Consider the following 22,245-nt stretch of genomic DNA (forward strand, 5'->3'; position numbering starts at 1 on the left):
TGTACCTTCCTAGACCGCTACCGGGTTGGTCTCGCCGGTCAACGTCTCCACGAACTCGTCGAAGAGGTAGCCGGAGTCCTGCGGGCCGGGGCTAGACTCTGGGTGGTACTGCACGCTCCACGCCCGGCGCTCGCGGTCCGCCACGCCCTCGACGGTGCCGTCGTACAGGTTGCGGTGGGTGAGCTCCACGCTCCCGGGCAGGCTGTCCTCATCTATGGCGAAGCCGTGGTTCTGACTCGTGATCTCGATCCTCCCGGTTCTCAGATTCCTCACCGGGTGGTTCGCACCGTGGTGGCCGAACGGCATCTTGTAGGTCTCACACCCTAAAGCTAAACCCAAGAGTTGATGTCCGAGACAGATGCCGAAGACCGGCAGCCTGCCTATGAGGCTCTCCAGCGTGCCGACCGCCCGCTGCAGGACCGCCGGGTCTCCGGGACCATTGGACAGGAAGAGCCCGTCCGGTTCCTGAGCCATCACCTCTTCCGCCTCGGCGCTGCCCGGGATCGCAACGACGGAGACGCCCCGGCTGCGGAGCTCCCTGTAGATGGAGCCCTTCACCCCGTAGTCCAGCGCGGCGACCCGGCAACGCTCCTCGCCAAAGGCCGGGAAAAGCGTGGGCCCGGCGAGCTCCGTACCGCCGGAGGCGAGGTCGAGGCCGGACATCTCGGGGTGGGAGTTGGCCTTCTCCTTTAGCCTGTTTACGTCTGTCTCCTCGGTGGAGATGACGCCGCGCATCGCGCCCTTGTCGCGCAGGTGCCGGGTAAGAGCGCGGGTGTCCAGACCCTCGACGCCGATCACGCCGCTCTCTTCCAGCGCGGCGGACAGGCCGCCCCCGCTGGCCCAGTTGCTGTGGTGTGGGGTGTACTCGCGTACGAGGACGCCGGCGGCCTGCACGCCGGGGGACTCGTCGTCGCCGGAGATCACGCCGTAGTTCCCTATTAGGGGGTAGGTGAAAAGCACGATCTGACCCCGGTACGACGGGTCGGTCACGGTCTCCTGGTAGCCGACCATGCTGGTGGTAAAGACCACCTCGCCGGCCACCTCACCCTCTCCCGCGAAGGTCCAGCCGTCGTAAGAAGCTCCGTCTTCCAGGACGAGCCTCGCCCGTCTACGTCCTCTCTCCAAGCCTCACTCCCATTCTGTCATGTACCAGCTCGCCGCCGACCATCGTGCCCACGACCCGGCCCCTTAGCCTGCGCCCGAGGTATGGACTATTGGACGACCGGCTGACCAGACTCTCCCGGCCGACGGTCCACTCCTCGGAGAGATCCACGAGCGTGAGATCCGCCGGCGCGCCGGGATAGATGCCGTGCCCACCCGTTAGCCAGCCTCCCGGGGCCGTGCTCATGGCCTCGACCAGCCGGGACAGCGGCAACTTTCCACCCTCCACCAGGTCCGTGTAGATGGCGGCGAACGCCGTCTCGTGACCCAGGAAACCGGGCGCGGACTCCTCGAAGGGGAGATCCTTCTCCTCCGGAGCGTGCGGCGCGTGATCGGTCGCCACGAAGTCGAGGATACCATCCCCGAGCGCGGCCCCCACACCGAACCTGTCCCCGTCCGGCCTGAGCGGCGGGTTTACCCGGAACCGGCCTTCGAGCGTGGAGACGAGCCCGTCCGTGAGCGTCAGGTGGTGCGGCGTGGTATCCCCGGTAACGTTAGGGCCGCCCCGCTTGAAGAAGCCCACGAGCGCCGCGGATAGCTCCGTCGAGACGTGGGTAATGTGTACCCGCGCCCCGGTCTCCCGCGCTAGCACGAGCGCCGTGGCCGTGGCGGCGTCCTCGGCGCTCGCCGGGCTCCCGGGGATACCGGCCAGCGCGGCCGCCGCTCCGTCGTGGACGACGCCGGTGGCCAGCGTGTGATCCTCGCAGTGCAGCAAAACCGGCAGCCCTGCATCGGCGGCGTAGAGCATACCGCTGCGCAGTATCCCCGCCGAGGCGGTCCCCAGCCCGTCGTCCGAGACGCAGACCGCGCCGGCCTCCTTTAAGAGCCGCATCTCGGTCAGACGCTCTCCGGCGAGCCCGACGTGCAGCGCGGCGCTTATGTAGGTCCGCACCCGGGACTCGCGCTCGATGCACCGGGCCAGGCCCTCGACCACCACGGGCCGGTCCACCACGGGGTCGGTGTTCGGCATCATCATAACGCCGGTGAATCCCCCGGCGGCCGCGGCGGCGGAGCCGGTCTCTATGCTCTCCTCTTCCTCGCGGCCCGGCGTGCGCCAGTGGGCGTGGACGTCCACGAACCCGGGAAAAAGGTGGAGACCGCCGGCGTCTATCTCGCGCACGCCGCGCAGATTCTCCCCCACCTCCGCAATGTACCCCCCTGAGATCCGCACATCCAGATAGCCGTCGAGTTCTTGAGAAGGGTCGAGGACGCGGGCGCCCCGGATCACGGTCTCTGGCATGGCCTCTGTAGCTTCCGGCGTCATCAGGCCGCCGCCTCCCTGCGGGCTCCGCTGTACATCTCCAGCACCGCGGAGCGGACGTGGATGCCGGCGGCCACCTGCTCGCGGATCAGGGACCGCTCGTCGAGCACCACGTCACCGGCGACCTCAACGCCCCGGTTCACCGGCCCCGGATGCAGCAAGCGTACTCCGCCTATCAGATGCTCACGCCTGACCCCGAACGAAGCGGCGTACTCCGCGACGGATGGGACCTCGGCCGAGGCCATGCGCTCCCGTTGCAGGCGCAGCGCGTACAGGGTATCCGCGCCCCAGGCCAGCGCCTCATCCACCGAGCCGAGCACCGGGCAGCCCCAGATACCGGCCGCATCCTCCGGCAGCAGCGTGCGCGGCCCGGCGAGAGCAACCTCCATACCGGCGGCCTTGAAGGCCGGGATCACGCTCCGCGCCACCCGGCTGTGCAGCACGTCGCCGACTATAGCCGCCCGGCGGCCCTCAAGCTCCTCGAAGCCGCCCCCGGCTTCGGCCAGAGCGTACAGGTCAAGCAGGGCCTGCGTCGGGTGCTGTCCGCGGCCGTCCCCGGCGTTCACGACCGGGGCCTCGGCGTAGCGGGCGGCGAGGGAGGCCGCGCCCGCCGCCGGATGGCGCAGCACGATGGCGTCGGCCCCGAGCCTATCGAGGGTTACCACGGTGTCTATCAGGGACTCGCCCTTTGAGAGCGAGGAGCCCTCGCCGGAGATCGAGACCACGTCGGCCCCGGCGCGGCGGGCGGCCAGCTCGAAGGAGGATGCCGTGCGGGTCGAAGACTCGAAGAATGCCAGGCACACGGTGTGTCCCGCGAGCCCGAAATGTACGTCGCCCGCCGCGTGCTCCCGGGCTCGCTCTATGATCTCCTGCAACTCTCCGAGGGAGACGTTTTGCAGGGAGATGAGATCCCGGCACTCTCTACTCTGCAACCCGGATCACCCCATCCTCTCCGTCGGTTTCGGAGAGCCTTACGAGCACCCGTTCACCGCGGGCGGTCGGGATGTTCTTTCCGACGTAGTCGGCCCTGACGGGTAGCTCCCGGTGACCGCGGTCCACGAGGATGGCGAGCTGTATCGCCGCCGGGCGGCCGAGCTCCAGCAGGGCCTCCATCGCGGCCCGTGAGGTGCGGCCGGTAAAGAGCACGTCGTCCACCAGCACGACGTTCCGGCCCTCGACGTCGAAGGGCACGTCCGACCCGAGAAGCTCCGCCTCCCGTTCCGTCCCCTGATCCGCCTCATCGGAGCCCAGGTCGTCGCGGTGCAGGGTGATGTCGAGAGAGCCCACCGGCACGTCCAGCCCCTCGAAGTGGCGGACGTTGTGGGCGATCCGGTACGCCAGCGGGGCGCCGCGCGTCAGCACGCCGACCAGCGCCAGGTTATCCAGGTTGGAGGCGTTGCGCTCCAGGATCTCGTGCGAGATACGCCGCAGGGAGCGGCTGACGTTGTCCGGGTTCAGCACCGTGGACACCGTGGAGCTTTCGCGCTCCAGCCCACGCGCCTCTCCGGCTCCGAAACGGCTGTTCAAGCCTCTGTCCTCCTTTGCGCCTCGCGGGACGCGATTAAAGGTTTGTGAAGTTCCAGATGACCCGGCGGATGATCCAGAACTCTGCTTTAGCTCGTTAAGCTCGGGATACGCTACTAGAGCCGCCGGGAAAGTTCAAGTCTCGAACCCGAGGCCGGAGGCGGACGCGAGAAGGTCCCAGGGTATCCCGGCCTCGAATTCCAGAGGCTCTCCGGTGACCGGGTGGATGAAACTCAGGCTCTCGGCGTGGAGCCAGAGGCGCGCGCCTCTAGCCCCACCGACGCGGGTCCCGTACAGAGGGTCTGCGTACACCGGGTGCCCTATGGCCGCGAGGTGGACCCGGATCTGGTGCGTCCTCCCGGTCTCCAGCCGCACCCGGAGCATCGTGTACCCGCCTTTATCCTCACCTTTATCCCCGGAGACGGCGGCGAGCGTCTGAAAATGGGTCACGGCCTTCTTGCCCAGTCCGGCGGCCATTAGCGTGGGGTTCTCCGGGTGACGGCCGACCGGAGAGTCCACCGTCCCCGTGCGCGGCAGCCCGGAGCCCAGCACCACGGCCCGGTAGATACGTCCCACGCTACGCTCGGAGAGCTGCTCCACGAGCCCGCCGTAGGCCTCTTCGCTCTTCGACAACGCCAGGAGCCCGGAGGTATCGCGGTCGAGGCGGTGCACGACGCCGGGACGCACCGGGTCATCTCCGCCAATTATGCCGCGCGAGACGAGGGCGTTCACCAGCGTGCCGGACGGGTTCCCGGCCCCGGGATGCACCACGAGCCCGGCGGGCTTGTCCACCACTAGCAGGTGAGCGTCCTCGTAGACCACGGGGACCGGGATCTCCTCCGCCTGCACGCCCGGCTCGGCGGTGGTCTCCACTACCACGGTCTCCCCGGAACCAACCCGGTAAGACGGCGACGTCCGCCGCTCGCCCCCGGCCTCGACCAGCCCCTCCTCCACGGCGCGGCGGGCCGCGCTCCGGCTCATTCCGGTTCCGAGCGAGACGAGCCGATCCAGCCGCTCACCGCCCATCTCCCGGGATACGTCGAACTCCTCCCTGACGGAGGAGTCTCTATCCACCATTTCCACCGAGGACGTTATCTAGCGCCTCGTACACCTGCTCCCGGGACACGTCCCTCACGAGCGCAACCTTGTCGCGGCTAGAAGCGCCGCGGATCACCTCTACCCCGGAGTCGCTTACGCGAAAAGCCGCCGCCAGAAGCCTCTCGGCCTCGGCGTTCGCCCGGCCCCCTTCTGGCGGGGCCGCCACGGAGAGCTTTACGGCCCGCTCGCCGTAGAACCCTTTTATCCCGGGCTTTTTGGCCCCGGGCGAGACGCGGAGAGAGATCTTCACGCCTTCACCGCACTCACTCAGGCACCCTCTAGCCACGCCGGCGCAGAAAACGGCCGCGACGGGGATCGCCGTTCTCCTCACTCAGGGTATCTGCTCCATCCCCTGGCTCCTCTGCCCGAGGGCCTTCTTCAACACCCTCCTCCAGACCGGGCTCCCGGGCCTTACTGGACCCGTCACCGGAGTCTCCAGCCTCACCTACTTCCTCGGCGGTCTCGTCGCTGCTTTGGGACCGTGGCTCCTGCCCGGCTTCTCTCTCGGTCTCTACCTGCTCGGTCCCCTGCCGCTGCTCTTGACGCTCCTGATCGGCGGCCTCGCGGGCCTCGGTTATGGCCTCTGTGTCGAGGCTCTCTTCGAGGGGGACCTCGATCTCACGGGCGACGGAGGCATTCGAGTCGTCGAGGCTCTGCAGGTATCCTTCCAGGAGTTGCCGAAGCTCGGTATCTAACCTACTCCTGGTTTCGCGCAGAGCCTCGTAGGAACTGTGGACTCGTTCGACCTTGTCCGAGGAGTCAGCGAGCCTCTCGCGGGCACTCGTCTCCGCGTCGTGGATGATGACCTCGGCCTCGCGCCGGGCGGCCTCCTGGTAGTCGCTCGCGGCCTTCTCGGCCTGTACGAGGGTGGCCCGGATCGAGCCCTCCAGGCTCTCGTACTGCTGTATCGTGGCCCGCGCCTCGTCCAGCTCCGCCGTGAGCCGGGCCTGCTCGCCACGGACAGCGTCCAGCTCGTCGGCGACGGCGTCGAGTAGGTCGTCCACCTCGTCCGGGCTGTAGCCCCGGACGCTACGCCTGAACTCCTTGTAGCGAAGTTCGTCGGGTTCCAACGCCCTACCCGGTTTCCTCTATCCCGTCACCGGAGCTATGAAGAGCCCGATGATCGTGTTCAGCAGGCTGCGCAGGATCAGGAGTCCGATCACGAGAATAATCGGTGAGAGATCCAACCCCATGCCGCCGAGCCTGAGTGGTGGTATCCGGCTGCGGATCGGCATCACGAGCGGGTTGATCATGCTGGTAACGAAGTCGTGCAGGCGCTGCAGCGCGTCGTTCGAGGGGTAGCCGATCCAGCCAAAGATGATCCAGATGATGAGCAGGCCCATCATTATGTAGAAGCCGTACTGCACTATCCCGGCCAGCAGCCCGGCTATGCTGAAGCCGAATATCGGCTCTCCCTGCAGAGCCAGGCCGACGGGACTCGCCGCGCTCAAGACTTACCCATCTCCCGGGCCTGATCCGTCGCCGAGCGTACCCCGTCGTAGACGGCCCCGGCGAACCCGGAGCGTTCCATCGCCACGAACGCGGCGGCGGTCGTGCCGCCGGGGGTCATCACCTCGTCCCTGACCTGGTGCGGGCTGCTGTCTTTGAGCATCACCGCCGTGCCCTGCAGCGTGCCGGTCACGAGCTTCCGGGCCACGTCGCGCGGAATCCCCTCGCGCACCCCAGCCTGCACCAGGGCATCGGCGAACAGGGCGACGTAGGCCGGGCCGGAGCCGTGCAGCGCGGTCGCGGCGTCGAAGAGACTTTCGGGCAGCTCCACCGCCTCGCCGACGGAGCGGAAGATCTCCAGCACCGCCGGGAGAGTATCCTGTCCGGCCTCGTTCGCCGTTACCACGGCGGAGCCGAGCCCGACCGAGGCACAGACGTTGGGCATGATCCGCAGTACCGCCGTACCTTCGGGCAGCCTCCCGGATATGGTGTCCAGGGTGACACCGGCGGCCACGCTCGCCACCGCCTTGTCGGTGCCCTGTATCTCGGGTGAGATCTCATCGAGCACCTCCCCGACGTTCCAGGGCTTGACCGCTATTATCGTCAGGTCGCTCTCGGCGACGAGCTCCCGGTTGGAGGAGGTAGTGTGGAGCCCGTACTTCTCGGAGTAATAGCCAAGCTGCTCCGGGTGTACGTCGCTCAACGCGATGTCGAACTCCCTGGAGTCCGAGAGCCTCGCGAGGAGCGATCCACCCAGCTTTCCCGCGCCTATCAAGCCTACCTTCATGCGGCTCCTCTGCTGCTAGATTACTTCTAGGTTGCTGCCGCCTCTCTGCTAGAGCTGATTAAAAAACGCCCGCTCCGCCAGCCGCTTGCGCTCCTCGGCGCTGACCTCGACGTTGCGCGGCGTCAGAAGAAAGACCCGGTTGGCGACGCTCTGGATCTGGCCGTCGAGCGCGTAGGTGAGCCCGGAACAGAAGTCCACCATCCGGCGCGAAAGCTCGACGTCCACGTTCTGGAGGTTCAGGATCACCGGCTGCTGGCGCTTGAAGCGGTCGGCCAGCGCCTGCGCGTCGTTGAACGCGGCCGGCTCCAGCACGCTTACCTTCGCGGGCGTGCTGTTGTTGTCCGGCACGGCTCTCAGGTGCTGTCCCTGACTGCCGCCGCGCTCCCTGGCCGGGGGCTCGCTGCCGAACAGGTCTCCCAGAGAGGTCCCGAAGGCGGAGGAGCGATCCTGGCGGCCGTAGCGCCTGGGACCCTCTGAGCCGTCTCCGGCGCCCGCAGCCCCCGTGGAACCCGCGGCCCCCGTGGCGGCGAGCTCCCCGCCGCGGCGGTCCCGGTAACGCTCTCCCTGGCGATCCTCCGCGCGCTCGTCCTCGTACTCGTCGTCGTAGTACTCGTCCTCGGTGCCGAATCCGAACCAGGCCGCCATGCGGTCCAGGCTGTCCTTAACTCCCATCCTGCCTCCTCGCGGGCCTCACGTGCCACGACGCTCGATCAAAGTTCTTCCAACCCTTAATAAGGTAGCCCCCTCCTCCAGTGCCACTCGGTAATCTCCGCTCATTCCCATTGAAAGCTCCGAGAGGTCGAAGTGGGGAGCCCACTCCCCTCGAAGACTATCACGGATGGCCCTCAGCTTTGCGAAAACATAGCGTACATCCCCGGGGTCTTCAACTTGGGGCGCCACGGTCATGAAGCCCCGCACGCGGACGTCCCCTTCTGTGGAGGCGGCGGTCTCCAGCAGCCGCTCCACCTCATCCTCCCCGACGCCGTACTTGGCCTCCTCGCCGCTGACGTTTACCTGGAGCAGAACTTCGGTACCGGAGACACCGGCCTCGGGGACACGCTTCGCGAGCTCCTCTATGAGCCTCTCGGAGTCGACGGAGTGGATCAAGCTCACCCTCGGCACCACGTCCTTCGCCTTGCGGCGCTGGAGGTGACCTATGAAGTGCCACTCGAAATCGTCCCCGAAACGGTCCTGCTTGTAGGCCAGATCCTCTGACTTGTTCTCCCCCAGAAGCGTGACCCCGGCATCCCGGAGCATGGATACCTGCTCCACCGTGTAGTACTTGCTCGCCACGAGCATCCGGGCCTCGGAGCCGCCGCGCCCGCTACGCTCCAGGGCAGACCGCATCTCTTCTCCTACATGGGAGAGCCTGTCCCGCAGAACCTCGTCGGTAACCTCCAAGCTAGGCTTCCCGCGCTTTCAGATCTCCCGAATTCCCGGGTTCAACCGCCCGGGCCACGGCCGTGAGGTTGCGCCCGGTGGTGGGTTTTTGCTTGCGGTGGGAGTAGAAGAGGTCCGGGCGACACCCCGTACACAGGCCGAGGTCGTGTATCTCGCAGACGCCCGCCTCCTCCAGGTTGCGCTTTATCGCCTCCGGCAGAGAGAGGTAACGCCCCTCCGCCACGCCCGCGCCGAACCGCCGCTCGAAGTCGGCGGCGATCTCCTCCGAAACCTCGTAGCAGCAGCCCCGGATGCACGGCCCTATGTACGCGGCTACGTCCGCGGGCTCCGGCGACATCTCTCTTACCGCGTTCCCCGAGACGCCCGCGAGCGTGCCCCGCCACCCGGAGTGGACCATGCCGACCTCATCCCGGGAGGCCAGCGCCACGGGCACACAATCCGCGACCGCCACTACCAGCGAGAGCCCGGCCTCCGAGCTAACGAGCGCGTCGCCCTCGCCGGCCATCCCGGGGGCGTCTACCCGGTACACCCGATCACCCGCCTGCTGACGTACCCAGGCGGTCTCGTTATCGTGCATGGACGACCGGATCCGGGCCAGATTCTCCGAGACGGCTTCCTCGCCATCCCCGACCTTGGTGGAGACGTTGAGGCTCTCGTACGGAGCCTCTGATACACCCCCGAGCCGCGTAAAGAACCACACGCTGGCCCCGTCCGGCTCGGGATCTGGCGTCACGTAGACCGCCCCGCTCCCGGCCTCGCGCAGGGCCCAGGTGCTCCGGGTATCTGTCCGGGTCATCGGGTCAGGCTACCTGCGACGCAAGAAAGCAGGGATGTCCAGCGGGTCGCCCTCTTCCTCCTGGGAAGTCTGCGGCTCCTCCGCCGGGGCCCGATACCGCTCCTGACGCTGGGGCTGCTCCTCGCGGCGCTCGCGGCGCTGGTTTGCGAGACGCTGGTCGAACCCGGTGGCGATCACGGTCACGCTCACCCGGTCCCCGAAGGACTCGTCCACCACCGCGCCGAAGATCAAGTTCGCGTCCTGATGGGCTGCGCCGTGCACTATCTCGGCGGCCTCGTTAACCTCGAAAAGCCCGAGCTCCGGACCGCCGGTGATGTTCAGGATGATCCCGGTCGCCCCCTCGATGCTCGCCTCCAGAAGCGGGCTGGAGATGGCGGTCTTCGCGGCCTCCTCGCCCCGGTTCTCGCTACTGGACTCCCCGATACCCATCAAGGCCGAGCCGGACTCGCTCATGATCGTGCGCACGTCGGCGAAGTCCAGGTTTATAAGACCCGGAACCGTTATGAGATCCGTGATGCCCTGCACGCCCTTGCGGAGCACGTCGTCGGCCATCTTGAAGGCGTCCATCATTGACGTGCGCTTCTCCGCGACCTGCAGCAGGCGGTCGTTCGGGATGGTTATCAGGGAGTCCACGTTCTCCCGCAGACCCTGTATACCCTCCTCGGCATAGGTCGAGCGCCGCCGCCCCTCAAAGGTAAACGGCCGGGTAACCACCCCGACGGTTAGCGCCCCCGCATCGCGGGCGAGCTTTGCGACCACCGGGGCCGCCCCGGTACCCGTGCCGCCGCCCGTGCCAGCCGTGACGAAGACCATGTCGGCCCCGCGCATGGCCTCTTCTATCTCCGACTTACTCTCCTCGGCGGCCTCCATCCCGACCTTGGGATCGGCGCCCGCCCCGAGACCCCGGGTCAGCTTCTCGCCGATGTGGATCTTCACGTCCGCGTCGCACATCTGCAACGCCTGGGCGTCGGTGTTGATCGCCACGAACTCCACGCCCTGCAGGCCGGAGTTGATCATGCGATTCACCGCGTTCGTGCCGCCGCCGCCGATGCCGACGACCTTGATCACCGCAAGATAGTTAGTCCCAGAGTCCAACATTTCTCTCTAACCCTCCATCGCCTTTTCTCCCATCAACCTGGCCTCCTTGGGCCTACTCCCCGAAAAGGGCCCCTCCGGGAACTAAACTCCCCTGAACCAACCCTTGATCGTGGAGACTATGCTACCAAAACTGCTCCGTGTTGCACCTTCACCTTTCAGTTCAACCTCACTGTTATTCGCGGCGTACCTCAACAGCCCAACGGCCGTGGCGTACTGAGGCTGATGCACGGGTTTAAAGTTTCCCGGAAGGGGATTCGGTAAGGCAACCCGGGTCTGGAGCCCGGTTATATCGTGCGCAAGCTCCGGCATACCGTCTAGCAGGGCGCCGCCACCGGTGAGCACGAGCTCGGAGAGGCCGTCACTAACGCGCGCCTCATCGAGTGAGTCCCGGGCGAACTCCAGTATCTCCCGCGCCCGGTACTCCAGGATCTGGCTCATGAAGTGGGCACTGTAGTGCTTGCCGTCGAGCTCCGCCGTGGCGACCTCGTCCACGATGCCGGAGAGCACGGAGCCGTAGCCCACCTTTAGCCTCTCGGCGTCGTCATAGGAGAGCTTCAGGCCGTAGGCGAGATCCGAGGAGAGGCTCTGACCCCCGAGCGATACCACGGCCGAGTGGGTCAACGCCCCCCCGCCGGAAAACGACGCTATGTCCGTCGTGCCGCCACCCATGTCCAACAGCGCCGCCCCGGCCTCTAGCTCTCCATCCCTGAACACCGCGGCGGATGACGCCAGAGGCTCGAGCACCACTTGAGACACCTCGACCCCGCAGTCTTCCACCAGACCCAGAAGGCTCTGGATGTCCGGTACCGCCCCCGCGACCACGTGTGCCCGCATGGTGACCCGCCGCGCCGTCATCCCGACCGGATGGTAGATACCGTTCTCCCCATCCAGGGTAAAGCTCCTCGGGACTACTTGTATTATGCGGTTATTTTCTCCGGGATCCAGCCGACCTGCTTCCTTTTTGAGGCGCTCGACGAACTCGCTGGTTACGGTGTTTTTGCGGGAGCGGTTGGCGAGGGTGGCCCCGGCGTTGAAGGAGGAGATGTGGCCCCCGGCTATGCCGACTACCACCGGCCCCCGGGGAGGACCGCACTGCCGGATGGCCGAGGAGACGGCCTCGCGGGCGGCGGCGGGGTCCACGACCATCCCGCGCCTGAGACCGTGGCTCGGCGCCTCGCCCACAGAGAGCACCTCTGGAGTCCCGCCGGGTGCGTCTACGGAGCCCGAGATGGCGACCACCTTGGTCGTGCCGACGTCTATACCGTAGATCCCATACCCCTCGTGGCCCTCTTGCCGCGTCAAGCTACGTCCTCGCTACCCGCCATTCGGCGCCCGGGATGCCTGGGCCGGAGCGGTCCCGACCACCACGCGCCCCGGCGTCCGCAGGTCGAAGTAGCGAGCCTCGCCACGGTCGCGCAGCAGCCCCTTGAGCACCCGAGCCTGGCCGCCGCCGATCTCCCCGGATACGAGGGCCAGCACCCGGGACTCTTCCGGCCCCCGAAGCGAAAGCTCGACACCGGGGGCGCCCACGGACTCCACGGACTCTACCTGTATCCCGTTACGCTCCAGAACCTTCTGCACCGACCGTATCTCCCGTAGCCTCGCCTCGCTCAACTCTATCTTCCTCAGAGAGGCCCCGCCGAGCCCGGGGAGCCGGGTGCCGTCCTCGGCCAACACCACCCTCTCGTCTCCCGCGAGGCTGGCGTTCAACGCGGCGTCTCTCTCCTCAACCTCTACTACAACAATACCTGAGTCCCAGCTTTTGTTCACACTCACACCTTTAACCCAAGGGTTAGACTCTACCTCGCTCTCCAGGTCGCGGGCCGAGATCATGGGCAGGCTGGCGCGTTCCGGGACGTCCTCTACGATGGCGGAGGCAGGGAGCATCTCGTTACCCTCTACCCGGACGTTCTCGACCGGGAACAGGAGGTAGAGCGAGATCAGGGCAACACTGAGGCCGAGGGCGAGGAAGGCCAGGGTACGGGACGCGGCGACTATAGCCTTCCGCCGGGCGGTCCTCCGGGACTTTTTCCTGGACCAGGTATCAGCCAAGGCTCGGGCTCACAGGAGATTTAGTAGCTCGTCGCCCACGGCGGAGATGTCTCCGGCACCCATGGTAAGCACGGTGTCCTTCGGTCCCGAGATGGAGCTCAGGACCCGCGCTATCTCCCGCTGCTCGGGAATATAGTAGACGTCGGCCGGTCTTCCGTCCACCTCGCAGATGGAGTCCACTATGAGCTTCCCGCTCACCCCGGGCTGAGGTGTCTCTCCCGCGCCGTAGACGTCGGTTATGAGCACCGTATCGGCCGAAGAGAAGCACTCGCCAAACTCCCGGTGCAGGGTGCGGGTCCGGGAGTAACGGTGGGGCTGGAAGACCGCGATCACCCGCCCCTCCGGGTCCGTGGTGGCGCGGGCGACCTCCAGTGTGGCGGCGAGCTCTGTCGGATGGTGGGCGTAGTCGTCCACGACCCGGACCTCGCCGCTTTCACCCTTGATCTGGAACCGGCGCCTTACCCCGCCGAAGGTGGATAGCGAGCGGGCCGCCTCGTAAGGATCGTGTCCGAGCCACCGGGCGACGGCCGCGGCGGCGAGGGAGTTCAGGATGTTGTGCCGGCCGAACACCCCGAGCTCCACGAGGCCGCGCTCCTCGCCATCCTCGAAGAGGACGTAGCTGTTCTGGGAGCGGAGCTCGGCCTGGAGATCCCCCGCACCGATGCCGTACGTGGTGACCGCGCAGCGGGCTCTTGCGGCGAGCATCACGCACGAAGGATCTTCCGCCCAGGTTATGAGGTGGCCGTCCTCGGGCAGCGAGTTCACGAACCTACCGAAGGTGTCCAGAACGTCGTCGAGAGAGGCGTAGAAGTCCGGGTGGTCGAACTCGGCGTTGGTAATGACGGCGGCCCGGGGCCGGAGATACAGCAGGGATCGGTCGCTCTCGTCGGCCTCGGCCACCACCAGCCCCGGAGCACCCTCCACGACGTTGGAGCCGATGTCGTTGAGCTCGCCCCCGATCAGGGCCGTCGGGCTGTCTCCAACGGCTTTCAGGGCGTGGGTGGTCATGCTGGTGGTGGTGGTCTTGCCGTGGGTGCCGGATATCGCGACGCTGCGCTCCGTCTCGAGGATGCGGGCGAGCGCGGCGGCGCGGGGCACCACCGGGATCGAGCGCCGCCGGGCCTCTATAAGCTCCAGGTTGGTCTCTGGTATGGCGGTCGAGACGACGACCTGCTCGGCGTCCCCAACCTGTCCGGTATCGTGACCGATGTAGACCTTAATGCCGGACTCCGAGAGCCGGCGCGTATACGGCGACTCCTTGAGGTCCGAGCCCGTCACGACGTGCCCGCCGCCCTGGAGAACCTCCGCGATACCGCTCATGCCGGCCCCGCCGATGCCTACCATGTGAATCCTCAAGACCTTTGCTCCTCACTCCCGGTTGCTGCCGCCTTTAGCATCCTGCGGGCGACCTCGTCCGAGGCCCCCGGCGTTGCGAGCGCGGCCATCCTCCGGCCAAGCTCCGTCCTGCGCCCGTCGTCGTCCAGCAGCCGCTCGACCCGGTTGCGCAGGCTCGTGGGGGTGACCTCTTCGTCGAACATGAGCTCGGCGGCCCCACGCAGGGTGAAGTACCGGGCGTTCTCTAGCTGGTGGCCGCCAGCCGCGTAAGGGTAGGGCACGAGTATCGCGGCCTTGCCCGCGGCGGCGACGTCGAACAGAGAGCCCGCTCCGGCCCGGCTAACGACCACGTCGGCCGCCGCCAGCAGACGCCACATCTCCGGCTCGTACTCCACGATCCGGTGCCGCGGGTTGTCCGTCGAGAGCCGCGGGTAGTCCCGCCGGCCGGCGACCTGCACGACCGAGTAGCCCGTCTCACCGGAGAAGGCCTCCGCCGCGGCCAGGTTCACGTGCAACGCCCCGCCCGAGCCGCCGAAGATCACGACCACCGGAGGCTCGAGGCCAAGGCGCTCCAGGGCCTGCTCCCTGGCCTCCTCACCGGCGGCTTGCAGAGACTGCGGCCGCGTCGGCATGCCGACGTTGACCCCGTTCTCCAGTGCCTCCTTGGCCGCCGGGAACGTTACGAGCACCTCGCGGGTCAGGCGGCTGGCGAAGCGGTTGACCTTGCCGGGCACCGAGTTCTGCTCGTGCAGGAAGGTCGGCACCCCGAGCATCCTCGCGGCGAGCACGGCCGGGGCGCTGGCGTAGCCGCCCACACCGAGCACCGCGCCGACCCGGGACCGGCGCACGAGCCTCAAGCACCCGGCCAGAGCGCGGCCGAGACGGTACACGGCCAGTGCCCGCCCGGCGAGGCCGCCGGAGAGGCCGGAGAGCGGCAGCCGGTGCAGCGGGTAGCCTGCGGCGGGGACGAGCTCGGACTCGATGCCGGACTCCGATCCGACGAACCCCACCCCGGCCCCCATCTTTCGCAAGCTATCCGCTACGCACAGTGCGGGGATCACGTGCCCCCCCGTACCGCCGCCGGCTATCAGTATCCGGGGCGCTCCCGGCGCCCGCGGCGCGGCGCGGCCGCCGCTCTCCGGCTCGTCCGGAATCTCCGTGTCTCCCGCCGCTAGCGCGGGGTCTGGCCTCTCTTGCTCGCTCACTATCCTCCGATATTCTGTATAGGATTCCCACTGCGGCAAAGCTGACTATAACGCTCGACCCTCCGCTGCTGATAAACGGCAGCGTCATGCCCGAAAGCGGCAGCACCCCGAGGGTCGCGCCCATGTTGAACGTCGCCTGAACCACCAGGACGGTCGACACCCCGGCGGCCATACACCGGCCGAGCACCGAGGGGGCGCGGAGCGCGATCTTGTACCCCGCCAAAGCTATGAAGCAGAAGCCGAGTATCACAGCCAGCATCCCCGGCAGGCCAAGCTCCTCCCCGATCAGGGCGAAGATCATGTCCGTCCCGATCTCGGGCACCGTGTGTCCGAGCTCTCCGGCTCCGGGACCGCTACCGAGCAGCCCGCCGGACTTTATAGCAGTCATGGCCTGGACCGTCTGGTAACCCTCGCCCTCTGGAGAGGCCCAGGGGTTGAGGAAGGTGAAGAGCCGCTCGCGCCGGTAGGGCTCTGCCACCATGACGGCCGCGAGCGCGGCGCCTCCCAACCACGCGGCGATCACCAGCCCCCGGGTCCTGAGCTCGGATGCCCACAGTACCCCTGCGACGCCGGCGAGCAGCACGGCGGTGGTGCCGAAGTCCGGCTCCAGGATTATAAGCAGCAGCAGAATACCTATGGCGCAGAGCGGCCTCACGATGTCCGACATCCCCGCGCCGCCGCGCACGGCCCGTCCCCGCGATATGGCACAGCTCAGCACGATAATGGCGGCGAGCTTGGCGAACTCCGCCGGCTGCAGGCTGAAGAAGCCGAGATCCAGCCAGCGCCTCGCCCCGCCCGCGACCACGCCTACGCCCGGGATCAAGACCAGCAACAACGTCAGGAGGCTGGCCCCGTACACCCAGGGCGCCAGCCTCCGCCACCTGGTGTAGCGCATCCGGCTCACGAGCACGAAGACGCCCAGCCCGAGCGCCAGATGTAAGGCCTGCTTGATCAGGTACACAGCCCCGTACTCCTCGGCCGTCGCCGAGTACACCATCACGACGCCGAGCAGGCCGAGCGCGAGCGCGGCCATGAACAGATTGTTCCTGAGGGTCATCATCCCGGCTCCCTCCCGATGGCGACGCCCGAAGCGCGCGGTGTATCCGCGCAGCAAAGCCGGGCGAACGCCTCACCCCGCTCCGCGTAGCCGGCAAACTCGTCGAAGCTCGCGCACCCCGGCGACAGGAGCACCACGTCACCGGCCCGGGACCGGGACTCGGCCTCGGATACGGCCTCCGCCAGACCGGCGGCCCGCCCCAACCCGACACCGTAGCCCGACGCCGCCTCGGCGAGGGAGTCCGCGATGCGCCCGCCGGCCTCCCCATAACAGACCACCGCCCGGCAGCCGGAGAGGTACGAGGCGGCCTCCGAGAAGTCCGTGTGCTTCTCAGATCCCCCGAGCAGCAGCACCACGGGCCTCTCGAGCCCCGAGAGCGCCGCCGCGACCGCCGCCGGATTGGTAGCCTTCGAGTCATCCACGTACAGCACGCCCCCTCGCTCTCCCACGACCTGCATCCGGTGGGCCTTCATCCGATAGCCCGACAGCCCGCCCCGTATCCCCTCCGCGTCGGCGCCGAGACTCCCGGCTAGGGCGGCGGCGGCGAGCGCGTTCTCGTGGTTGTGGCGGCCCGCGAAGCCGAGCTCCTCCACCTCCAGTATCCGCTCTCCCCGCAGGTACAGCCCGCCGCCCCCGACCCGCGTGCCGTCGGCGCCACCGGCTCCGACGAGTATCTTCTCCGCCGGAAGGTCTTCGGCGGCCTCGATGCACACCGGATCGTGGGCGTTTAGCACGGCGAGATCCCAGGCTCCCTGACCGTCGAATACGCGCAGCTTGTCCTGCGTGTACTCCTCGAAGGAGGAGTGCCAGTTCATGTGGTCGGGGCGCACGTTCAGCAGCGCGGCGGCCCCGAACCCGGGCTCCGGTAGGTAGTGGAGCTGGAAGGAGGACGCCTCAAGCACCAGGTTCCCGGCGCGCCGTATCTCTTCCAGCCGCCCGGTCAGGGCGCTCCAGGAGTTGCCCGCGACCACGTGCGGAATGCCGGAGGCTTCCAGGATGGCCCGCGCCATGTCCGCCACCGTGGTCTTGCCGTTGGTGCCGGTCACGGCGGCGACCCGGACGTCTTTGCCGAGAAGCTCCAGGCCGAGCGCGACCTCCGATACAACCGGCAAACCACGCCGCTCGGCCTCCGTTAGCACCGGGTCCCGGGGCGGTACTCCGGGGCTCGTAACCACCCGCCACACCCCACCCAACACCTCATCCAGAGCCTCGGCCCCGGCGCCCGGTCGGGTCTCGACGCCGAGCCCCTCAAGGCGGGCGGCCACGTCACGAGCGGCCCCGGTATCGGCGGAGTCCGCCGCGAGCACCGGATAGCCCCGCTCCGCCAGGGCACGCGCCGCGGCCTCCCCGGACTCTCCGAGGCCGTACACCAGCGTCTTATCCGAGCCTCTCGAAACTCTCGACGAGGCCACCTCAGACCGCCGTGTACAGGGTCAGGTAGTAGATCATGAACCCGGCGGCGGCGAAAGCCGCCTGCAAGATCCAGAAACGGACCACGATCTTGTTTTCCTGCCAGCCCGAGAGCTCGAAGTGATGGTGTATCGGGGCCATCTTGAAGATGCGGCGCCGGGTCAGCTTGAAGTACCCGAACTGCAGGATCACGGACAGAGCCTCCAGCACGAACACCCCCCCGATTATCGGGAGGAGCATCTCCGTCTTGGTCAGGATGGCCGCCGCCGCCAGCACGCCGCCGATGGCCAGAGAGCCGGTATCTCCCATGAACACCTCGGCCGGGTGGGAGTTGAACCACAGAAAACCCACAACCGCCCCGGCCATGCCGCCACACAGCACGGCCACGTCGTACTGGCGTTCCAGAAAGGCGATGGCGGTGTACACCAGGAGCGAGATACACCCGGCTCCGGCGGCCAGCCCGTCCAGGCCGTCGGCGAGGTTCACCGCGTTGGTGGTGCCCACGATCACGAGCAGCATCAGCACGCTGAAGAGCACGATCCCGATAATCCCCGGCCCCAGCACCAGGTTCTGCTCGAAGCCCGGCACCACGACGTTCTGGGTGATCCCCACGTAGCGTAGCGCGAGTATGTCGGCCACGAGCACAGCGATCCCTAGAAACAGGAACTTGAGTCGTACCGACAGCCCCTCGTTCTGCTTTTTGGTGATCTTCTGCCAATCGTCGTAGAGCCCGATAGCCGCCACGGAAAAGACTATTATCAACGCGGCGAGCGTTGAGAAGGTCGGCCGGGCCACCACGAAGAGCGCGGCCAGCAGCCCGATCAGCACCATCACCCCGCCCATCGTGGGGGTTCCGGCCTTTATCAGATGGGTCTGCGGCCCTTCCTCCCGGACGAACTGGCCGAACTTCTTGACCTGCAGCCACTCTATGAACTTGGGGCCGAGCGCGAGGGTCACCATCATCGCGACCCCGGCGGCCAGGATCACGCTAAACAACGGCCAGATCTTCCCTGAGACGGCTCGAAACGGCCTCTAGCCCTACGCCGCGGGACCCCTTGACGACCACGTAGTCGCCGCTTTCGAGATAACCCTTCAAACCTTCTCCGGCCGCGGCGGCGTCATCGTAGAGAACGGCCTCTCCCGCGAAACCTTCCGCGTACCACCGGGCCTCGTCCCCGACGCAGACCAGGAGCCCAACGCCGAGCTCCGTCGCCAGAGCCCCGATCTCCCGGTGATACTCTCGGGCGCCGGCCCCGAGCTCGAACATGCCGCCGAGGACGGCGACGAGCCTGCCGCCAGCCCGGACCTCCTCCGCCCCGTGACGGAGCACCGCCTCGTTTGCGACCGGCGAGGCGTTGTAGGAGTCGTCGTAGACCACGATACCGTCCCGCAGCCGGTACACCTCGCCGCGCAGCCCGGTGCGCTTCAGGCGGGCAATACCCCGGGCACAGTCCTCCAGGCTTACCCCCAGCGCGAGCGCGCCGCCGGACGCCGCGAGCAGCGGCTCCACGAGATGCGCCCCGAAGACCGGAGACTCCACCCGCACCTCACGCCCCCCGTAATGCACGGTAAACGATATCCCCGCTTCGCCTCCCGCCACCTCGGAGGCAGTGATGCTCTCCCGCTCACCCGCCGCGTCAAGATCCCCGCCGAACACGATGCGCCGGGCAAAGGGGCGTCCGCGGCCGGTGGCCGTGGTGGATACGTCGTGGGGATAGACCAGGGTGCCGGTATCCGGCAGAGCGTCCGCGAGCTCGCCCTTGGCGGCGGCCAGATCCTCCAGGCTTCCGAAAGACTCCAGGTGTACCGGCGACACCGCCGTGAGCACCCCGATCTCGGGCGGGGAGATCCGGCACAGATGCGCTATGTCTCCGGTGTGGGTCGCTCCCATCTCCAGCACCAGCGCCTCGGTATCCTCCCCGGCCGCCAGCAGGGTCAGCGGCAGCCCGATCTCGTTGTTGTAGTTCCCCTCGGTCGCCGAGACCCGCATCCCGGCGGCCCGGAGTATCGCCGCGAGCGCGTCCTTGGTCGTGGTCTTCCCGACGCTGCCCGTGATGCCGACCACCCGCGGGGGCCGCACGTCTTCCCGCGTGAGGCTCCACCGGGCCAGATCCTGTAGCGCCCACAGGGGGTCCTCGACCACTAGCGTCGGAACCTCCAGGGGCCGGGAGGACACGACCGCCACGGCGCCGTTGCGGTGGGCCTCGCCGGCGAACTCCGCGCCGTCGGTGTTGCCGCTCAACGCGAAGAAGAGCTGTCCGGCCCCCGGCCGCACCTCGCGGGAGTCCGCCACCCCGCCCCTCACGATCGCGCCGCCGTCCACCGAGCCCGGCGGCTCGGCCCCGATCACCCGGGCAACGGTTTCGAGAGACACCGGCCTCACCCGCCACCACCTCCCTGTTTGCGGCCATTAGGCGCGGGGTAGTCGCCGGTCGCGGCGTCCGGGTAGCCCGGAAGCCCGTCCTCGTCGAAACGCTCCGGGCTGCCGGAGAGGCGCGGGGCCTCGTAGTCCGGGCGATCCGGGGCGACGTTGAAGTAGCTCAGGGTGAAGCTCATGATCTCCTGGAATGCCGGGGCGGCGACCTTCTCGCCCCACATGCTGTCCTGGGGCTCATCGACCGCTATCAAGGTGAGATACTCCGGGTCGTCGGCCGGGGCGAAGCCCACGAACGAGGTAATGTAACTGTCGTCGTAGGCTCCGGTCTCCGGGTCTATCTTCTCCGAGGTGCCGGTCTTGCCGGCGACGCTGTAGCCGGGGATCTGGGCGTAACCGCCCGATCCGTCGTCAACCACGCTCTGGAGCATCCCGCGTACTATATCCGAGGTCTCGCCGCTTATCACCCGGTCCCCTTTGCCGCCCTTACCACTCGTCTCGGATTGCTCGGCGACGTGGGGCTCGACCTCGAAGCCGCCGTTGGCGAGCGTGGCGTACCCGGCGGCAAGCTGCAGGGGCGTGACGGAGATGCCCTGGCCGAACGGGATGTTCCCGATGGACACGCCGCTCCACTCCGAGTAGGGCGGGACGCTGCCCGCGGCCTCTCCGGCGAGGTCTATGCCCGTCGTCTCCCCGAACCCGAACCGCTGTATGTACTGGCTCAGCTTCTTGCCGCCGAGCTCCAGGGCAACCTTCGTCGTCCCGACGTTGCTCGACTCCTGCAGGATCTCGGCCGGGCTCATACGCTCGGTCGCGTGCTCGTGGGAGTCGTTGATGGTCACGCCCGAAACCTTGAGGGAGTCGGGCACGGAGAAGCTATCCTCGGGGCTGACGCTGCCTTCTTCGAGGGCCGCGGCCATCGTGAACGCCTTGAAGGTCGAGCCCGGCTCGTAGGGGTCGGTCAGTATCCGGTTGCGCTGCTCTTTCGCCGGGGCTTGCGCAAAGTCGTTGTTGTCGTAGGATGGGGAGTTGGCCAGTCCCACTATCTCGCCGCTATCCACCTTCATCACAAGCCCGACGCCGCCCTTGGCATCGTAGTCGGATACCGCATCGTCGAGGGACTCCTGGAGCTGTTGCTGCACGGCGACGTCCAGGGTGAGGTCAACGTCCTGCCCCGAAGACAGAGCATCGTTATATCCGGCCTCCACGCCGCCGAAGGCGTTCCTGTAGTCGCCGAGATACCCGATGAGCTGGCTGGCGAGGGCCCCGTGCGGATACTCGCGGACGGCGTCCGGCTCGGTCGAGATGCCGGCAATCCCGAGATCCTCTACCTCCAGGACTTTCTCGGGCGCGACCTCCTCCGCGACCACGCTGTACCCGGCGAGCCCCCCGTCCCCGTCACGGGCGGTGAGGCTGTTCTCGATCTCCTGCATCCCGGGACCGGAGTCGCCGAGCACGCCGGAGATCCTTCCGGCGGCCTTCGCCGGGTTTTCCACCTGATAGGGGGCGGCGACTATCTTGGAGGCCTGTATGCTGGTCGCGAGCTCGCGGCCGTCGGAGCCCAGTATGTCGCCGCGTCTCCCGAGGTCCTCCGCCGACACGTTCTCGGAGGCGAGCGCCTGGAAGTCCTCGAACTGGACCACGCTCAGGTACGCCGCGCGGCCGCCGAGCAACAGCCCGACCAGCACCACGGCGAGCACAACCAGCGGTAGTCTGCGCGGCCCGACGTGCTTTCTGGAGGTTCCGGAGGCTCTAGAGGAGGGACGACCGGCGGAGCGGCCACCCGTCCGGGGCCTACGGTCGCCCCGTGGCAGGTTCAGGACCTCGCCATTTCTGCCCCGCCGGGAAGAGCCCGGGCGGGAGACTCGCTCCCTACCTGCCCTCTTCCTCCCCGGTCTGCCCTGCCGCATCTGTTCCATCCTCCCCTTGACTACCGTAAACCTTCAGACTTCCTACGGGATCGCGTAACCCGAGATCCCTGGCCTCCGAGCGAACCCTCTCGGGGGACGTGAGCGCCGTGAGCCTGAGGTCCAGGTTCTCCTGCCGGACCTCGGCCGTCTCCCGGCTCTGCTCTAGCTCGGCGACCCTTTCGGAGATGCCCGCGGCGGCCGCGTGCGTGTAGATGCTCCCCAGCATCAACAGCACCGGCACCACTACTAGAGCGATGAACGCCCGCCATCGCCGGGCGCTAATGCCGGGGCGCCGTCTCCCCAACGGCGCCCCCTGCGCCGACGGAC

The 22,245-nt window shown here is 67.6% G+C and carries 23 protein-coding genes; all 23 read right to left on the reverse strand.

The window, feature by feature from the left end:
• Window positions 1–9: 9 nt before the first annotated feature.
• Window positions 10–1,125: a glutamine-hydrolyzing carbamoyl-phosphate synthase small subunit gene (gene carA / locus ABD53_RS13395; RefSeq protein WP_047866317.1), complete on the reverse strand. Its 1,116-nt coding sequence runs from the start codon at window positions 1,123–1,125 to the stop codon at window positions 10–12.
• Complete coding sequence (locus tag ABD53_RS13400) at window positions 1,109–2,425, reverse strand: dihydroorotase (protein WP_053058073.1); 1,317 nt, start codon at window positions 2,423–2,425, stop codon at window positions 1,109–1,111. The genes carA and ABD53_RS13400 overlap by 17 nt, the downstream gene beginning before the upstream one ends.
• On the reverse strand, window positions 2,425–3,354 hold the full coding sequence (locus ABD53_RS13405) for an aspartate carbamoyltransferase catalytic subunit (RefSeq protein ID WP_047866318.1): 930 nt from the start codon (window positions 3,352–3,354) through the stop codon (window positions 2,425–2,427). Before ABD53_RS13405 ends, ABD53_RS13400 begins: the two co-directional genes overlap by 1 nt.
• Window positions 3,344–3,892: a bifunctional pyr operon transcriptional regulator/uracil phosphoribosyltransferase PyrR gene (gene pyrR, locus ABD53_RS13410; RefSeq protein ID WP_047866339.1), complete on the reverse strand. Its 549-nt coding sequence runs from the start codon at window positions 3,890–3,892 to the stop codon at window positions 3,344–3,346. The genes ABD53_RS13405 and pyrR overlap by 11 nt, the downstream gene beginning before the upstream one ends.
• A gap of 189 nt (window positions 3,893–4,081) precedes the next feature.
• The gene (locus ABD53_RS13415) at window positions 4,082–5,023 is read right to left on the reverse strand and encodes an RluA family pseudouridine synthase (RefSeq protein WP_047866340.1); all 942 of its coding nucleotides are present in this window, start codon (window positions 5,021–5,023) and stop codon (window positions 4,082–4,084) included.
• Entirely contained in the window at window positions 5,013–5,294 is a 282-nt protein-coding gene (locus ABD53_RS13420) for a DUF167 domain-containing protein (protein WP_053058075.1), read from the reverse strand. Before ABD53_RS13420 ends, ABD53_RS13415 begins: the two co-directional genes overlap by 11 nt.
• A 28-nt stretch (window positions 5,295–5,322) precedes the next feature.
• Entirely contained in the window at window positions 5,323–6,114 is a 792-nt protein-coding gene (locus ABD53_RS13425) for a DivIVA domain-containing protein (RefSeq protein WP_047866319.1), read from the reverse strand.
• 18 nt (window positions 6,115–6,132) lie between these two features.
• Window positions 6,133–6,495: a YggT family protein gene (locus ABD53_RS13430; RefSeq protein WP_047866320.1), complete on the reverse strand. Its 363-nt coding sequence runs from the start codon at window positions 6,493–6,495 to the stop codon at window positions 6,133–6,135.
• Window positions 6,492–7,280 carry a pyrroline-5-carboxylate reductase gene (proC, locus tag ABD53_RS13435; RefSeq protein WP_047866321.1) on the reverse strand — a complete coding sequence of 263 codons (789 nt, stop codon included), beginning with the start codon at window positions 7,278–7,280 and terminating at the stop codon, window positions 6,492–6,494. The genes ABD53_RS13430 and proC overlap by 4 nt, the downstream gene beginning before the upstream one ends.
• A gap of 48 nt (window positions 7,281–7,328) precedes the next feature.
• Entirely contained in the window at window positions 7,329–7,952 is a 624-nt protein-coding gene (locus tag ABD53_RS16160; protein ID WP_053058076.1) for a cell division protein SepF, read from the reverse strand.
• An 18-nt stretch (window positions 7,953–7,970) separates the two neighbouring features.
• Window positions 7,971–8,681 carry a YggS family pyridoxal phosphate-dependent enzyme gene (locus ABD53_RS13445; protein WP_053058077.1) on the reverse strand — a complete coding sequence of 237 codons (711 nt, stop codon included), beginning with the start codon at window positions 8,679–8,681 and terminating at the stop codon, window positions 7,971–7,973.
• Between the two features lies 1 nt (window position 8,682).
• A complete protein-coding gene (gene pgeF, locus ABD53_RS13450; RefSeq protein WP_053058078.1) occupies window positions 8,683–9,477 on the reverse strand; it encodes a peptidoglycan editing factor PgeF in 795 nt (264 codons plus the stop codon).
• Between the two features lie 9 nt (window positions 9,478–9,486).
• On the reverse strand, window positions 9,487–10,575 hold the full coding sequence (ftsZ, locus tag ABD53_RS13455; protein ID WP_047866322.1) for a cell division protein FtsZ: 1,089 nt from the start codon (window positions 10,573–10,575) through the stop codon (window positions 9,487–9,489).
• 81 nt (window positions 10,576–10,656) lie between these two features.
• Window positions 10,657–11,877, reverse strand: coding sequence for a cell division protein FtsA (gene ftsA, locus ABD53_RS13460; RefSeq protein WP_047866323.1), 1,221 nt, complete (start codon window positions 11,875–11,877; stop codon window positions 10,657–10,659).
• Window positions 11,878–11,889: 12 nt separating this feature from the next.
• Window positions 11,890–12,627, reverse strand: coding sequence for a cell division protein FtsQ/DivIB (locus tag ABD53_RS13465; RefSeq protein ID WP_047866324.1), 738 nt, complete (start codon window positions 12,625–12,627; stop codon window positions 11,890–11,892).
• Window positions 12,628–12,636: 9 nt separating this feature from the next.
• Window positions 12,637–13,983, reverse strand: a complete 1,347-nt coding sequence (gene murC, locus ABD53_RS13470; protein ID WP_084709674.1) for a UDP-N-acetylmuramate--L-alanine ligase — start codon at window positions 13,981–13,983, stop codon at window positions 12,637–12,639.
• Window positions 13,980–15,023 carry a UDP-N-acetylglucosamine--N-acetylmuramyl-(pentapeptide) pyrophosphoryl-undecaprenol N-acetylglucosamine transferase gene (locus ABD53_RS13475; protein ID WP_160309697.1) on the reverse strand — a complete coding sequence of 348 codons (1,044 nt, stop codon included), beginning with the start codon at window positions 15,021–15,023 and terminating at the stop codon, window positions 13,980–13,982. The genes murC and ABD53_RS13475 overlap by 4 nt, the downstream gene beginning before the upstream one ends.
• Window positions 14,995–16,227 (reverse strand): FtsW/RodA/SpoVE family cell cycle protein, encoded by a 1,233-nt coding sequence (locus tag ABD53_RS13480; protein ID WP_084709676.1) that lies wholly within the window; start codon window positions 16,225–16,227, stop codon window positions 14,995–14,997. The genes ABD53_RS13475 and ABD53_RS13480 overlap by 29 nt, the downstream gene beginning before the upstream one ends.
• A complete protein-coding gene (gene murD / locus ABD53_RS13485) occupies window positions 16,224–17,636 on the reverse strand; it encodes a UDP-N-acetylmuramoyl-L-alanine--D-glutamate ligase (protein WP_053058081.1) in 1,413 nt (470 codons plus the stop codon). The genes ABD53_RS13480 and murD overlap by 4 nt, the downstream gene beginning before the upstream one ends.
• A gap of 1 nt (window position 17,637) precedes the next feature.
• Window positions 17,638–18,621, reverse strand: coding sequence for a phospho-N-acetylmuramoyl-pentapeptide-transferase (mraY, locus tag ABD53_RS13490; RefSeq protein ID WP_235401628.1), 984 nt, complete (start codon window positions 18,619–18,621; stop codon window positions 17,638–17,640).
• A gap of 1 nt (window position 18,622) precedes the next feature.
• Window positions 18,623–20,017, reverse strand: coding sequence for a UDP-N-acetylmuramoyl-tripeptide--D-alanyl-D-alanine ligase (locus tag ABD53_RS13495; RefSeq protein ID WP_053058083.1), 1,395 nt, complete (start codon window positions 20,015–20,017; stop codon window positions 18,623–18,625).
• Complete coding sequence (locus ABD53_RS13500) at window positions 20,014–21,918, reverse strand: peptidoglycan D,D-transpeptidase FtsI family protein (RefSeq protein ID WP_160309698.1); 1,905 nt, start codon at window positions 21,916–21,918, stop codon at window positions 20,014–20,016. The genes ABD53_RS13495 and ABD53_RS13500 overlap by 4 nt, the downstream gene beginning before the upstream one ends.
• A partial coding sequence (locus ABD53_RS13505) for a hypothetical protein (RefSeq protein ID WP_235401625.1) occupies window positions 21,881–22,245 on the reverse strand: 365 nt, incomplete at its 5' end. The genes ABD53_RS13500 and ABD53_RS13505, both read right to left, overlap by 38 nt.

The organism is Rubrobacter aplysinae (assembly GCF_001029505.1).
Lineage (GTDB): Bacteria > Actinomycetota > Rubrobacteria > Rubrobacterales > Rubrobacteraceae > Rubrobacter_A > Rubrobacter_A aplysinae.

Excerpts from the sequence above, each read along its gene's own strand:
- ABD53_RS13400 (WP_053058073.1), bottom strand. The coding sequence starts at position 2,425 with ATGACGCCGGAAGCTACAGAGGCCATGCCAGAGACCGTGATCCGGGGC.
- ABD53_RS13415 (WP_047866340.1), bottom strand. The coding sequence starts at position 5,023 with ATGGTGGATAGAGACTCCTCCGTCAGGGAGGAGTTCGACGTATCCCGG.
- proC (WP_047866321.1), bottom strand. The coding sequence starts at position 7,280 with ATGAAGGTAGGCTTGATAGGCGCGGGAAAGCTGGGTGGATCGCTCCTC.
- ABD53_RS16160 (WP_053058076.1), bottom strand. The coding sequence starts at position 7,952 with ATGGGAGTTAAGGACAGCCTGGACCGCATGGCGGCCTGGTTCGGATTC.
- pgeF (WP_053058078.1), bottom strand. The coding sequence starts at position 9,477 with ATGACCCGGACAGATACCCGGAGCACCTGGGCCCTGCGCGAGGCCGGG.
- ftsZ (WP_047866322.1), bottom strand. The coding sequence starts at position 10,575 with ATGTTGGACTCTGGGACTAACTATCTTGCGGTGATCAAGGTCGTCGGC.
- ABD53_RS13480 (WP_084709676.1), bottom strand. The coding sequence starts at position 16,227 with ATGATGACCCTCAGGAACAATCTGTTCATGGCCGCGCTCGCGCTCGGC.
- ABD53_RS13500 (WP_160309698.1), bottom strand. The coding sequence starts at position 21,918 with ATGCGGCAGGGCAGACCGGGGAGGAAGAGGGCAGGTAGGGAGCGAGTC.